Source organism: Enemella evansiae (assembly GCF_002250705.1).
Taxonomy (GTDB): domain Bacteria; phylum Actinomycetota; class Actinomycetes; order Propionibacteriales; family Propionibacteriaceae; genus Enemella; species Enemella evansiae.
Genome location: NZ_NMVP01000028.1, coordinates 1 through 12,892 on the forward strand (window position 1 = coordinate 1; position 12,892 = coordinate 12,892).

At 72.4% G+C, this 12,892-nt stretch carries 12 protein-coding genes; 6 read left to right on the plus strand and 6 right to left on the minus strand.

Features of this window, described 5'->3' with window-relative positions:
- A partial coding sequence (locus BI335_RS13930) for a CHAP domain-containing protein (RefSeq protein ID WP_094431606.1) occupies nt 1-2,338 on the plus strand: 2,338 nt, incomplete at its 5' end.
- Between the two features lie 94 nt (nt 2,339-2,432).
- Here BI335_RS13930 and BI335_RS13935 read toward each other — a convergent pair.
- Entirely contained in the window at nt 2,433-2,684 is a 252-nt protein-coding gene (locus tag BI335_RS13935) for a hypothetical protein (protein WP_094431608.1), read from the minus strand.
- A gap of 132 nt (nt 2,685-2,816) precedes the next feature.
- Here BI335_RS13935 and BI335_RS13940 point away from each other — a divergent pair, with 132 nt between their 5' ends.
- The gene (locus BI335_RS13940) at nt 2,817-3,773 is read left to right on the plus strand and encodes a LysR family transcriptional regulator (protein WP_094431611.1); all 957 of its coding nucleotides are present in this window, start codon (nt 2,817-2,819) and stop codon (nt 3,771-3,773) included.
- Here BI335_RS13940 and BI335_RS13945 read toward each other — a convergent pair.
- Nucleotides 3,730-4,350 (minus strand): hypothetical protein, encoded by a 621-nt coding sequence (locus BI335_RS13945; protein ID WP_094401816.1) that lies wholly within the window; start codon nt 4,348-4,350, stop codon nt 3,730-3,732. The two genes, BI335_RS13940 and BI335_RS13945, sit on opposite strands and share 44 nt — an antisense overlap.
- A gap of 43 nt (nt 4,351-4,393) precedes the next feature.
- On the opposite strand from BI335_RS13945, the gene BI335_RS13950 reads away from it, so the two are divergent.
- The gene (locus tag BI335_RS13950; RefSeq protein ID WP_144009126.1) at nt 4,394-4,600 is read left to right on the plus strand and encodes a hypothetical protein; all 207 of its coding nucleotides are present in this window, start codon (nt 4,394-4,396) and stop codon (nt 4,598-4,600) included.
- Between the two features lie 62 nt (nt 4,601-4,662).
- Nucleotides 4,663-7,866, plus strand: coding sequence for a DEAD/DEAH box helicase (locus BI335_RS13955; protein ID WP_094431614.1), 3,204 nt, complete (start codon nt 4,663-4,665; stop codon nt 7,864-7,866).
- Here BI335_RS13955 and BI335_RS22480 read toward each other — a convergent pair.
- From BI335_RS22480 to BI335_RS13970, 4 genes are read right to left on the minus strand one after another with little or no spacing between them, the layout of a single operon-like run.
- Complete coding sequence (locus tag BI335_RS22480; RefSeq protein ID WP_144009127.1) at nt 7,832-8,188, minus strand: NUDIX domain-containing protein; 357 nt, start codon at nt 8,186-8,188, stop codon at nt 7,832-7,834. The genes BI335_RS13955 and BI335_RS22480 overlap by 35 nt on opposite strands.
- Nucleotides 8,189-8,434 carry a zinc-binding dehydrogenase gene (locus tag BI335_RS22400; RefSeq protein WP_324252836.1) on the minus strand — a complete coding sequence of 82 codons (246 nt, stop codon included), beginning with the start codon at nt 8,432-8,434 and terminating at the stop codon, nt 8,189-8,191.
- Nucleotides 8,435-8,452: 18 nt separating this feature from the next.
- The gene (hrpB, locus tag BI335_RS13965; protein ID WP_094431622.1) at nt 8,453-10,981 is read right to left on the minus strand and encodes an ATP-dependent helicase HrpB; all 2,529 of its coding nucleotides are present in this window, start codon (nt 10,979-10,981) and stop codon (nt 8,453-8,455) included.
- Nucleotides 10,982-10,989: 8 nt separating this feature from the next.
- On the minus strand, nt 10,990-11,520 hold the full coding sequence (locus BI335_RS13970) for a TetR/AcrR family transcriptional regulator (RefSeq protein WP_094427082.1): 531 nt from the start codon (nt 11,518-11,520) through the stop codon (nt 10,990-10,992).
- Between the two features lie 40 nt (nt 11,521-11,560).
- Between BI335_RS13970 and BI335_RS13975 the strand changes: the two genes are divergently transcribed.
- Together BI335_RS13975 and BI335_RS22070 are read left to right on the plus strand one after the other, a co-directional pair.
- Nucleotides 11,561-12,565: an FAD-dependent monooxygenase gene (locus BI335_RS13975; RefSeq protein ID WP_172421911.1), complete on the plus strand. Its 1,005-nt coding sequence runs from the start codon at nt 11,561-11,563 to the stop codon at nt 12,563-12,565.
- 109 nt (nt 12,566-12,674) lie between these two features.
- A partial coding sequence (locus BI335_RS22070) for a hypothetical protein (RefSeq protein WP_229119589.1) occupies nt 12,675-12,892 on the plus strand: 218 nt, incomplete at its 3' end.

Below are 12,892 nucleotides of genomic sequence, written 5' to 3' on the forward strand. Positions count from 1 at the left end.
GGGCGTACCCCCGACCCCGAGTCCGACCGCCACGCCGGGCGCCACCCCCCAGCTCGCCGGCCCGCAGCTCGCCGAGGGCCCGGCGGACCCGCGCGCGGCCGGCCCGGCGCCCACCGTCGGCGGAGCCATCGGCGACAAGTGGAACAGCCTGGGCGGGATGAACAGCTTCCTCGGCGGCCCGCTGACCGCCGAGATCTGCGGCCTGCGTGACGGCGGCTGCTACCAGGTCTTCACCGGCGGGTCGATCTACTGGTCGATGCCCAGCGGCGCCTGGTCGGTCCGCGGCTCCATCGCCGAGCGCTGGGGCAAGCTGGGCTGGGAGACCGGTGCGCTGGGCTACCCCCGCTCCGATGAGATCTGCGGCCTGCGCGACAACGGCTGCGTGCAGCGCTACACCGGCGGCAACATCTACTGGAGCCCCCGCACCCCCGCGGTGAACGTCTGGGGCTCGATCCTGAACCACTACGCCGGCCAGGGCTGGGAGTCCGGCGCCCTCGGTTACCCGACCGCACCCGAGGACTGCAGCCTGCGCGACGGCGGCTGTGTGCAGTCCTTCACCGGCGGCCTGGTCTACAGCTCCAAGTCGGGCACCTTCACCGTGAAGGGCGCCATCGGCACCGACTATGCGCGCCAGGGCTACGAGCGGGGCCCGTTGGGCTACCCGACCTCGAACGAGGACTGCAGCCTGCGTGACGGCGGTTGCGTGCAGCGCTTCACCGGTGGCCTGGCCTACTACGCTCCGGGCGTCGGCGCCTACCACGTGCGCGGCTCGATCCTGGACAAGTACGCCGCCGGCGGTTACGAGAAGGGCCGGCTGGGATACCCGACCTCGGGTGAGTTCTGCGGGCTGCGCGACGGCGGCTGTGGCCAGCGCTTCACCGGTGGCCTGGTGCTGTGGTCCCCGGGCACCGGCGCGCACACCGTCTGGGGCGGCATGCTGGAGGCGTACGCCCCGCAGAAGTTCGAGGCCGGTCCGCTCGGCTATCCGACCTCGGACGAGTTCTGCGGCCTGCGTGACGGCGGCTGTGGCCAGCGCTTCACCGACGGCCTGATCCTCTGGTCGGCGGCCACCGGCCCCAATCCGGTCCGCGGTTCGATCCTGGAGCGGTACGCCGCGATGGGTTACGAGACCGGTGCGATGGGCTACCCGAGCAGCCCCGAGTTCGGCGGCCTGGTCTCCGGCGGCGTCGGCCAGCGGTTCGCCAACGGGATGATGTACTACACCGCCGCGACCGGCGCGCAGCCGGTCCGCGGGGCGATCCAGGGGGCGTACGGCTCGGTCGGCTTCGAGCGCAGCAAGCTCGGCTACCCGACCGAGGGTGAGTTCTGCGGGCTGCGCGACGGCGGTTGCGCCCAGCGCTTCGCCGGCGGCATGGTCTACTACTCCCCGGCCGGCGGCGCCCAGCCGATCTGGGGTGCGATCCTCGGCAACTACGCCGCCGTGGGTTATGAGAAGAGCAAGCTCGGCTACCCGACCTCGGGTGAGTTCTGCGGGCTGGTCGGCAACGGCTGCGGCCAGCGCTTCGAGACCGGTTACGAGTACTTCAGCCCGGGCACCGGCACCTACCCGGTCTGGGGTGCGATCCGCACCGCCTTCGAGGGCCAGGGCTGGGAGAAGGGGCCGCTCGGCTACCCGATCGAGTTCGAGTTCTGCGGGCTGAAGAACGGCGGCTGCGCGCAGCGTTACGAGCGCGGCATCATCTACTGGTCGCCGGGCTCGGGACCGAACCCGGTACGCGGCGCGATCTTCAACAAATATGGGGAACTCGGCTGGGAGACCGGCACGCTCGGCTATCCGACCAGTGCCGAATCCGCACCCAGCGGCGGCAAGATCACCCAGAAGTTCCAGGGTGGTGAGCTGGTCTTCGACCAGGCCACCGGTCAGGTCACCCAGCCCGGGGCCGGTGGCGGCACCGGGGGTGGCATCCCGCTGGTACCGGGCAGCTATCCCGATGCCAACGCCTACCCCTGTGGCGGGCTGTGGTGCAAGAACGGTTCGGTCTACTCCGAGCGGGGCTTCGCCTACCGCAACTGCACCGACTTCGCCGCCTGGAAGCGCGGCATGGTGTGGAGCGAGATCGCCCCGCGCAGCGGCGACGGCAACGCCCGCGGCTGGCGCCAGGGCTGGGTCGAGCGGGGCCGCACGGTGAGCAGTACGCCGAAGGTCGGCGCCATCGCCTGGTGGGCGGCCTCCAGCACCAGCTCCGGCTACGGCCACACCGCCATCGTCACCGCGGTGAACCCGGACGGCACCGCCAGCGTGGAGGAGTACAACTGGGCGACCCCGGGCGGCTACGGCACTCGCAAGAGCGTCCGCGCCGACGCGTACCTCTACTAGGCGCCCGGCTGCGATCCATCGAACCCTGGGTGCAATTCCCCACTGCTACAGGGTTGGAGGGATGCACGTCAGGTTCGATGGATCGCAGTGAGGCTCACTGATGCAGCGACTGCAGCTCGAGCTGGGCGAGTTCGTCGCGGTGCCGCCGCTGGGCCGGAAAGGGATCTGGCCGGCGCTGCCACTCGCGGTCGCGGGCGTGGCCCAGGTCGGTGAGCAGGCGGCGGGTGTCCGCGTCACCGCGGTGCGCCGCGGGCGGTCGTGGCAGGCGGTGGTTGAGTTCGAGGGCGGCGACGACCAGGCCGATGGTCAGCGCCAGCACGCCCAGGCCGATCAGTTGTGCGGTCATGGCGATTTCTCCTGTGCTGGAAGGGATCGATGGAACTGTCTGGTGGTGCCGGCAGTTCCATCATCGGTCCCGCGACACATCAGCACAAGCGAACTCTTGTGAACCACACTTAAGGGATGCTGTACTGATCCCATGATCGATGTGAACCGGCTCCGGGTGTTCCGTGCGGTCGTCGCTGCGGGCTCCATCCAGGCCGCCGCGACCAACCTGGGTTACACCCCGTCGGCGGTCAGTCAGCAGGTGACCACCCTGCAGCGCGAGACCGGGCTGACGCTGCTGGAACGGGTCGGCCGCGGGGTCGAACCGACCGCGGCGGGCCTGGAGCTGGCCGAGGCCGCCGAGGGCGTGCTGGGCAGCCTCGACGAGGTCGAGTCCCGGGTCGCGGACCTGCGCGTGGGGCGTACCGGATCACTGTCGGTCGCCTATATCTCCTCGGTGGGGATGGCGTGGATGCCCGGCATCATCGCCGAGGTGGTCCGCGACTTCCCCGGGCTGCGGCTGGGGCTCTTCGTGCGGGAGGTTCCCGAAGGCAGCGAGAGCGACCGGATGGACATCGAGGTGTTCGTGAAGAATCCGGAATTCCCAGCCCGGTTGGGATTCCGGGATCACGACCTGATGGAGGAGCCCTATCAGGTGATCCTCCCGGTGGGTCATCCGCTGGCCGAGCAGGACCAGGTCGAACTCTCCGCCCTGCGCGGGGAGACCTGGATCGCCTCCGACAGCGCGGAGTCGAGCTGCCAACTGCGCGTCGACCAGGCCTGCGCGGCGGCCGGTTTCGTCGCCGAGTACGCCGTCCGCGCCGACGACCATCTGCCGGCCATCGCCTTCGTCCGGGCCGGCGTCGGGGTGACGATCGTGCCCCGGTTGTGCACCCTCGACCTGGTTCCCGGGGTGGTCGCCCGCGACCTGGTCAATCCGACCCCGACCCGGCAGCTCACCCTGCGGGTGCGCAAGGCGGTCGAGGACGCCCCGCAGGTGCACCGGGTGGTCGCCGGCTTGCAGGACGCGTCCCGGCGTGACCCCCTGGCGCCGACGGCAAGCGGGATCAGTCGACGGCGATCTCCTCGCCGAGCCGCCAGCCGGGATTGAGTTCCAGCACGTCACCGCTCCAGAAGCTGCCGGGGTCGTACCAGTTGGACGGCCGGTCGGTCGGCAGGATGCCCATCTCCTGATAGGTCACCGCCACCACCTCGGCGCAGAACGCCGCGGTCGGTGTCGGCGCGCCGCCACCGGGCAGCCGCCAGTCGGCGAACCGGCCGGACAACCAGCGCCAGGCCAGGCGGCCGGTGGAGGGGAAGCTGACCCCGTCGAGCCGGGCAATCGTGCGCAGCAAGGAATCCTCGGCCTCGCGGCCGACCTCCGGACTCAGCTGCCGCAGCCACGCCCGTTGGTGGTAGCGATCCCGCCAGCGGTGCACCGCATCACCCAGATCGTGCAGCTGCACCCCCGGATGATGACCGCCGGTCCAGACATCGGGCAGTGACCGGCCCAGCTCGGCATGCCACATCAGCGGGGGCAGATCCTCAAGCACCACAGCCATTCCGACGTGGTTGACCGGGGCATTAGTCACCGCCCGGATCGCGCGATCGGCGCGGCTGGTGCCGCGGAAGATCCACAGGTCACCGGTGCGACTGGCCTCCAGGGCTTCGGTCAGGCTGAGCGGCATGCGACCCAGTGTGCCGGAGACCGGGCCACTACCCTGAGTGACCATGAAGGCGGCATCCAGGGATCGGGTGAGGCGGCGGATCGCGCCGGTGTGGAAGTTCCTCGGCATCGCCGGGCTGGTCTCGGTCGCCGCCGGCGGCGTCCTGGTCGCCCGCGACGAGCGCGCCCGCCGGGCGTACACCCCCGACCAGGTGCGGGAACGGTTGCACGAGCGCGCCACCGAGGGCCGCACGGACGGAGATCAGTCCTAGAAACCTGTGGACAACCTCCCCGGCGGCTCGTGCCTGTCGGTGCGGGCGCCTAGATTCGAGGCGTGGAGTGGGATCAGCAGGCGCTCGGCCATGCGCCGATACCGGCCCGCGGCTGGTGGGACGCGCCCACCGACGCGGAGCTGCTGCGCCGGTTCGGGGAGCTGACGCTGAACCGCGCCCGCGCCTATCTGAACGGTGGCCGGGTCCGGTCGGTGCAGGTGCCCAGCCAGGCGTCGGTGGTGCTCGCCGAGGTCACCGGGACCCGGCGTTACGACGTGCTGCTCACCCCGGTCGGCACCCCGGATGTGTTCCGCGGCAACTGCAGCTGCCCGATGGGTTTCGACTGCAAGCACGTGCTGACCGTGCTGCTCTGGCTCCGCGCCCGGCCGAGCAGCCCCCGGTGGCGGCGGCAGCTCGACCAGTTGCTGGCGATCCCGGCCGAGTCCCGTGGTGAACCCGGGCAGGGTCCGCTCGCGCTGCAGGTCTCGGCGCTGCGTTACGGTCGGGACTGGGCGGTGCAGTTCCTGCCCACCCGCCGGGTGAAGAAGGGCGATCGCTGGGCGAAGAACCTGCAGTGGTCGACGGTGAATGCACCGGGTGCGGACCAGCAGTACCGTCCCGATCAGCTGCGGGCGCTGCGCGAACTCGCCCACCTGCACCGGCCCTATTACCACAGCGGCGGGGTGCTGGACTTCGGCGATCTGGGGCCCGGGGCCTGGCGGCTGCTGGGTCAGGTCCGCGACGCCGGCTGCGAGTTCGTGCCCCATGCACAGTATCTGCAGGGCGGTGGGGAGAGCCGCGGGGTGGGCGTGGATTTCGCCGAGCTGCCGCTCGGCGCCCGGCTGGCCCGCGACGACGATGACCAGGTGGTGCTCGGCGTCCAGGCGCTCGATGGGACACCGCTGGAATCGGTTCAGCTGTTGGGAAATCCGCCGACCGCCGCGCTGGTCGACACCGGTGCGGAGCTGGTGCTGCGACCGTGTGACCCCGACCCGGGGCTGCGTCCGCTGACCCAACTGGCACAGGTGCGGATCCCGCCCGAGGAGGTGAGCGATTTCGTCACCGACTATCTGCCCCGGCTCCGCGAACGCGCCCCGGTCACCGGCGCGGACCATGTGGCCGCACTGCCCGAGGGGGAGACGCTGCGGCTGCGCGGCACCATCCGCGGGTTCGGCACCGGCGGGATCGAGCTGGCCTGGAGTTGGGTGTACGCCGACGCCACCGGCGAGCGCGAGGTCGGCCTGCTCGTCGAGCGCGGTGGCCCGCGCCGCTCCCCGGTGGTCGAGCAGGAGCTGCGGGCGGCGCTGGTCGTTGAGCTGCCGGAGCTGGCCGAGCTGCTCGGCTCCGGATCCGCCCGCCTGGACGCCGCCCGGGCCGCACTCTTCCGCTCGACGGTGGAACCGCGGTTGACCGCCGACGAGCGGGTCGAGCTGCTGCACACCGGTGAGGTGCTGGACTATGCCGAGGCCACCGAGGCCCGCGTCGAGTGGCAGGTCACCGACAGCGACGAGCGGGACTGGTTCGACCTCGGCGGCCGGTTGCTGCTGGATGGTGAGCGGGTGCCGCTGGTCGAGGTGATCCGCGCGCTCCGTGCCCACCAGGAACTGCTGGTCAGCCCCTCGGGCCGGTTCGTCCGCCTGGACAGCCCCGAACTGGCGCGGCTCGCCGAGCTGCTGGAGGAGGCCAACCTGCTCACCGATCGGCGCGACGAGCTGCGGATCAGCCGCGACGATGTGGCGCTGTGGCGGGAACTGGCCGATGTCGGGGTGATCGTCGAACAGGCCGAGCGCTGGCGGCGTACCGTCGGCGCACTCGTCACCGCCGATTCCGCGGAGGTGCCGCCACCGGTGGGGTTGCTGGCCGAGCTGCGGCCCTATCAGCTGGTCGGCTACCAGTGGCTGCACCGGCTGTGGAGCGCCGGGCTCGGTGGCCTGCTCGCCGACGACATGGGCCTCGGCAAGACCCTGCAGACCCTGGCCGCGTTGCTGCAGCGCCGCCAGCAGCGCACCGACGAGCCACCCGCCCTGGTGGTCGCGCCCACCTCGGTGCTCGGCACCTGGGCCGGTGAGGCCGCCCGCTTCACCCCCGGCCTGCGGGTGGTGGTGATCGATCGGACGCTGAAGGCCAGCGGCGCCGAGCTGGCCGCGCTGACCGCCGAGGCCGATCTGGTCGTCACCTCCTACACCCTGCTGCGACTCGACGACCAGGCGTACGCCGCCCACGACTGGTCGGTGCTGGTGCTCGACGAGGCCCAGGCGGTGAAGAATCCGCGCGCCCGCACCCATCAGGCGGTGCGCCGGCTGCGGCGGGAGGTGACGATGGCGGTCACCGGTACGCCGGTGGAGAACTCGCTGGTCGACCTGTGGGCACAGCTGGCGCTGGTCGCGCCCGGGCTCTATCCGAAGCTGGAGGATTTCAACGCCGAGGTACGCCGACCGATCGAGTCCGGGCGGCAGCCCGAGCTGATGGAACGGTTGCGGAACCGGATCCGGCCGCTGCTGCTGCGTCGGACCAAGGAACTGGTCGCCGCCGACCTGCCGGAGAAGCACGTCCAGGTGCTGTCGGTGCCGCTGGCGCCCGGGCATCGGCGCCGCTATGACCGGCAGCTCGCCCGGGAACGGCAACGGATGCTGGGCCTGCTCGCCGATCCGGACGCCAACCGGATCGAGATCCTGGCCGGGCTGACCCGGTTGCGGCAGCTCGCGATCGACGAGGGAATCGGTGCCACCGCGGACGAGGCGGGCGGGAAGCGGACGCCGCACTCGGCGAAGACCGAGACCCTGGTCGAGCTGGTCACCGAGCTGGCCGGTGAGGGGCATCGGGCGCTGGTGTTCAGCCAGTTCACCAGCTATCTCGCCCGGGTCCGGGAGGCGCTCACCGAGGCAGGGATCGCCTGCTGCTATCTCGACGGCACCACCCGGGACCGGCAGCGAGTGGTGCAGGAGTTCCGCGACGGCGACCAGCCGGTGTTCCTGATCAGCCTGAAGGCCGGTGGGGTCGGGCTGACACTCACCGAGGCCGATTACGTGTTCGTGCTCGACCCGTGGTGGAATCCCGCCGCCGAGCAGCAGGCGATCGACCGCGCGCACCGGATCGGGCAGCGACGATCGGTGCTGGTCTATCGGCTGGTCTCCGCCGACACCATCGAGGAGAAGGTCGTCGCCCTCGGCGCGCGCAAGACCGAACTCGCCGCCGGCCTGCTCGGCAGCGGCGACGAGGCCGCGCCGAAGCTCACCGCCGAAGAGCTGGAATCCCTGCTGGAATAGGGAATCCGGTCAAAACAGCCCGGACGCTCATCGAGTAGCTCGGCATGCGGAGCGCAGCGGAGCAATGCCGAGCGTCTCGAGATGATGCCGCGACCCGCGAGCAGCGCACCGAAATCTGCGGCTCGATTCCCGATCGGGGCCCAGATCGGCCGATTCCGCGATCGAGCCGCAGATTCCGCAGGCCACCGCGAGTCTCGAGTCCGATTTCCTCTCGGGCCGCTCGTAGGGCGGCGCGCTCCGGTTCTTCTCCGGCGGGGATCGTCCCGGCGGGCACCTCGACGCCCGTGGCCTGGACCGCTGCCGCTGCCGCTGCGGTGCCCACTCACGGCAGCTGGTGGATGAGCACCGCCTTCCCGACCGTGGTACCGGCGCGCAGTGCGGCCAGCACACGCGGCGCATCCTGGATCGGGACCTGCTCAGCGATGTGCACCGTGACCTCACCGGAAGCGACCAGGGCGAGTGCACGGCGCAGATAGCTGCCGACGAGGGTAGGGTCTGTCGCGGAGAGTGCGCCGAGGTTGAAGCCCAGTACCCCGATGCCGCCGAACCACAGGGTGTTGCTGCTGATCTGCTTCGATGAGCGTGGTCATCGTCCCGAACGGGTCGTACCGCGGCGGGGTGGGGCGGACCACGGGTCCTCCGGCCACGGGTGCTTGCTGTAGCGGCCGCGGTTCTCGGCACGGACCTGCGGATAGACCTCGTTCCAGAAGTTCGCCAGGTCCGCGGTGATCGCGAGCGGGCGGCCGGCGGGGGAGAGCAGCTCGAACACCAGCGGTACCCGGCCGTCGGCGATCCGCGGGGTGTCGGCCAGGCCGAAGGTCTCCTGCAGTTTCACCGCGACCCGCACCGTCGGCTCCGGGTCGTCGTGGTCGGGATAGCCGAGCCGGATCCGTGACCCGGACGGCACCTCGATGGTGGTCGGCGCCAACCGGTCCAGTTCCGCGGCCTGCCGCCAGTCGAGCAGGCGCCGCAGCGCACCGGCCGTGTCCACCGCCGACAACCGGCCGCCTGCGGCCAGTGTATCCAGCTCCGGCCCGAGCCAGTCCGCGAGTCGCTCCAGCAGTGCCGCGTCGTCCGTCGCCGGCCAGTCGCCGAACACCCGGTGCAGCAGGGCCAACCGGTTGCGCAACGTCACCGCCGCGGTGGGCCACGGCAACAGCGACAATCCCTTGCGGCGCAGGGCTTCGGCGACGGCAGTGCGGCCCCGGGCCGGATCCGGGCGGACCGGTGTCGCGGACAGCTCGATGGCCCCGAGTCGGCGTACCCGGCGCCCGGCCAGTCGGCCCTCTGCCCAGCTCACCTCATCGGCCTCCCGCCGCAGCTCGGCGCCGGCCGCCAGCGCGAGCGGTTCATCGACCGGTACGGCGGCACGGAACACCGCGCCGGTCTCGGTACGCCCCAGCTCGGCGACCGCCAGCCAGGGCTGCCCCCGCAGCGGGGAACCCTTCGGCAGCTCGGCGCCGGTCCCCGAGGCCAGCAGGTACGCCCCAGCGCCCCCGCGGGCGCGGGCCAGTCGCTGCGGGAAGGCCAGCGCCACCACCCAGCCCACCGCCTGATCCTCGGAAACCCTTTCCTGCTGGGAATCCCGGCCATCGCCCGTCGGCACCAGCTCGGCCAGTCGCTGCGCCTGATCGGCCCACGCCTTCGCCCCCGGTGCCGTGCCGCGACGCAGCGCCCGCCAGCGCGCGGTCAGATCGGTCTCCCGGCCGCCGTCGTCGGCGGCCAGCATCGCCACCACCTCGGCGCAGCGCCGCACGCCGAGCCGCGGTGCGCCGTCCAGCAGTGCCCGGCCCAACCGCGGGTCAACCGGCAACCGCACCAACCGCCGGCCGAGATCGGTCGCGGCACCGGCGTCGTCGATCGCACCCAGCCCACGCAGGGCCTCCTCGGCGCGATCGGCGGCCACCTCCGGCGGCGGATCCGGCAACGCCAGACCCGCACCCCGCGGCGTACCCCAACAGGCCAGATCCAGCATCGCACCGGTGAGGTCGGCGGTCGCGATCTCCGGCGGATCGGACTCCGCGGCCCGCGCCCAGGCATCCTCCGGCCAGCAGCGCAGCACCAGACCGGGGCCGAGCCGCGCCGCCCGGCCCGCTCGCTGGATCGCCGTCGCCCGGGACACCGAGACGGTCACCAGCCCGGTCAGCTCCCGGGTGGCGTCGTGACGCGGCTGCCGCGACAACCCGGAATCGACGACGATCCGCACCCCGGGCACGGTCAACGAGGTCTCCGCGACCGCGGTGGCGACCACCACCCGCCGCTGTGCACCCGGGGTGAGTGCGGCGTCCTGCTCCCGCGCCGACAACCGGCCATGCAGCGGCAGCACCGGGATCGCCGGACCCAACCGGCCGCGCAGTGCGGCGCAGACCTGATCCACCTCCCAGGCGCCCGGGACGAACACCAGCACATCGCCCTGGTGCTCAGCGAGGGCCGCCGCCGCGGTGTCGGCGACGTGACCGCAGAACTCCCGGGTGACGCCGCGGGCGTCCAGCGTGCGCACCCCGGCCGGCGCCGGTCGCCAACCGACCTCGAGCGGGAACAGCACGTCGGGAACCGACACCACCGGCGCCGGATTCTCAACGCTGCCGAGGATTGCGGCGAACCGATCGGCCGCCAGGGTGGCCGACATCGCGACCACCGACAGGTCCTCCCGCAGTTCCAGCAGCTCCCGCAGCATGCCGAGCGCCAGATCGGATTCGAGTTGCCGCTCGTGCACCTCGTCCAGCACCACCGCGTCGATGCCGGGCAGTTCGGGATCGGTGAGCAACCGGCGCAGCAGCACCCCGGTGGTGCAGAACTCGACCCGGGTCCGCGCCGAGCGGCGGCGCTCCCCACGGACGGTGAAGCCGACCTCCTCGCCCAGGCGTACCCCTGCCAGCGACGCCAGCCGCCGCGCCGCTGCCCGGGCCGCCACCCGCCGCGGTTGGGTGACGACCATCCGACCCCCGGTCCCGAGCTCGGCCAGCGCCGGCGGCACCAGGGTGGTCTTGCCGGTACCGGGTGGCGCCTGGACCACCGCGACCCGGTGCTCGGCCAGGGAGTCCCGCAGCCTCGGCAGAGCGGCCGCCACCGGCAGGCCGGAACCGATCCGGTCCAGGTCGAAGCGCGGGCTCATCGCGGCGCTCACATGCTCAGCAGGGCGTACGCCGCAGCGCGCACCTCGGCCTGGTCGACGGTGCGGTCGGGAATGGTCACCGCGTGCAGCACCACCCCATCCAGATAGTCCGCGGCCCGGCGGGCGGCCGCCGGCGGATCGGCGACCCCGACACCGGCGAGCACCGCGGTGAAATCGTCCAGCAGCCGCTGGTGCTGCCGGCTCAGATCCAGGTGCGTCGCCAGCTCCAACCGGGCCCGGGTCGCCTCGGCGGCGGCACCGCTGGTCTGCCAACGGGCGAAGGAGGCGATCAGCTCCGCCACCTGTTCGAGGGTCTGCGGCGGAGCTGCGGTCAGCCGATCGGCCTCGGCGCGGTCCAGCTCGGCCAGCCGGTCGGCGACGGCGGTGACCAGGGCCTCCCTGGTGCGGAAACAGTTGGACGCGCTGCCCACCGGGACACCCGCCTCGGCATCCACCGCCCGATGGGTGAGCGCACGCAGTCCGCCGCCGGCGACCACCCGCAGCGCGGCCTCGGCGATCTGTTGACGACGATCGGACATGGCCCCGAGCCTAGGGCACTACATCTGTAGTAATGCGCCCATGGTCACGACCATCGACATCATCGGCGGCGGTGTCGCGGGGCTCGCACTGGCCGCCCGGCTCGACCCGCATCGCTTCCGGATCCGGGTGCTCGACGCCGGCCGGGACGCCCGCGAGGTCGGCACCTGTTTCGGCATCTGGCCCTTCGCGATGCCCTCGCTGGCGGCGCTCGGTCTCGCCGAGCGGGTCCGCGCCGCCGGCGTACGCCCCACCGCGGGCAGCATCTGGAATGCCGCCGGTCGGCGGCTGGTGCACTCCACCCGGGTGCCCGAGGTGTGGCTGGTCACCCGGGTGCAGCTCCTCGACTGGCTCGATCAGGCGGTCGGGCCACACGTCGAGCGGGTCGGCACCCGGGTCGCCGACCCCGGCACGAGCGAGGCCGAGTTGGTGATCGGGGCCGATGGGGCGTACAGCATCACCCGGGAACGGATCTTCGGCCGCGGCGCCACCTCGACCGGCATCGTCGCGCTGCGCGGCCTGGTTCCGTTCCCGGTGGAGCCGGGGGAGTACTGGGGCCGGGGTGCGCATTTCGGCAGCACCCCGCATCCCGACGGGCTCACCAACTGGTTCGCCACCCTGCCCGAGTTCCGGGCCGGGCCGGCGGAGGCGCTGGACCGGGCGCGCGCCGCCTTCGCCGACTTCCCGGCGCCGGTCCGCGCGGTGCTGGGCGCCGCCACGCCGGGGCAGACGCTGGTCAACCGGATCGTCGAGGCGCCGTCCCTGCCCAGCTTCGTCCACGGTCGGACGGTGCTGATCGGCGACGCGGCGCACGCCATGTCGCCCAATCTCGGCCGCGGCGCCTGCGAATCGCTGGTGGATGCCGCGGTGCTGGCGGAGGCGCTCGGGTCTGCACCGCCCGCCGAGGCGCTCGCCCGCTACGACCGGGTACGCCGGCGGCCGACGCAGCGGATCCGGCGGCTGGCCGCCGCGATGCGCCGGCTCAGCCTGGGCGGTGGGCCGCTGCGCGATCCGCTGCTGCGCACGGTCGGCACCCTGGTGCGCTGACGGCAAACCCGGCGCGCGAGGCCGGTGTGAGTTTTTCCTCAGATTTCCTCAGAGTGCTCTCAGAATGTCATAATCGGCCGGATTGTCCCGGGGATCTCTTGGAGGAACTGTGACCGGATTCGCGCGGCTCGGCGCCGCTGTCGTCGGCCTGGTGGCCGTGCTCGGACTGCAGGTCGCCCCCGCGTGGGCCGCCCCGACACCCACCCCCACACCGACGGCGACCCCGTCCGCGACCGCGTCGCCCACCGCCACCCCGAGCGCCCCGACCGCCACCGCGCCCACCGCGCGTACCGGCACCCAGCAGGTCGTCCCCGCGCCGACGGCGGC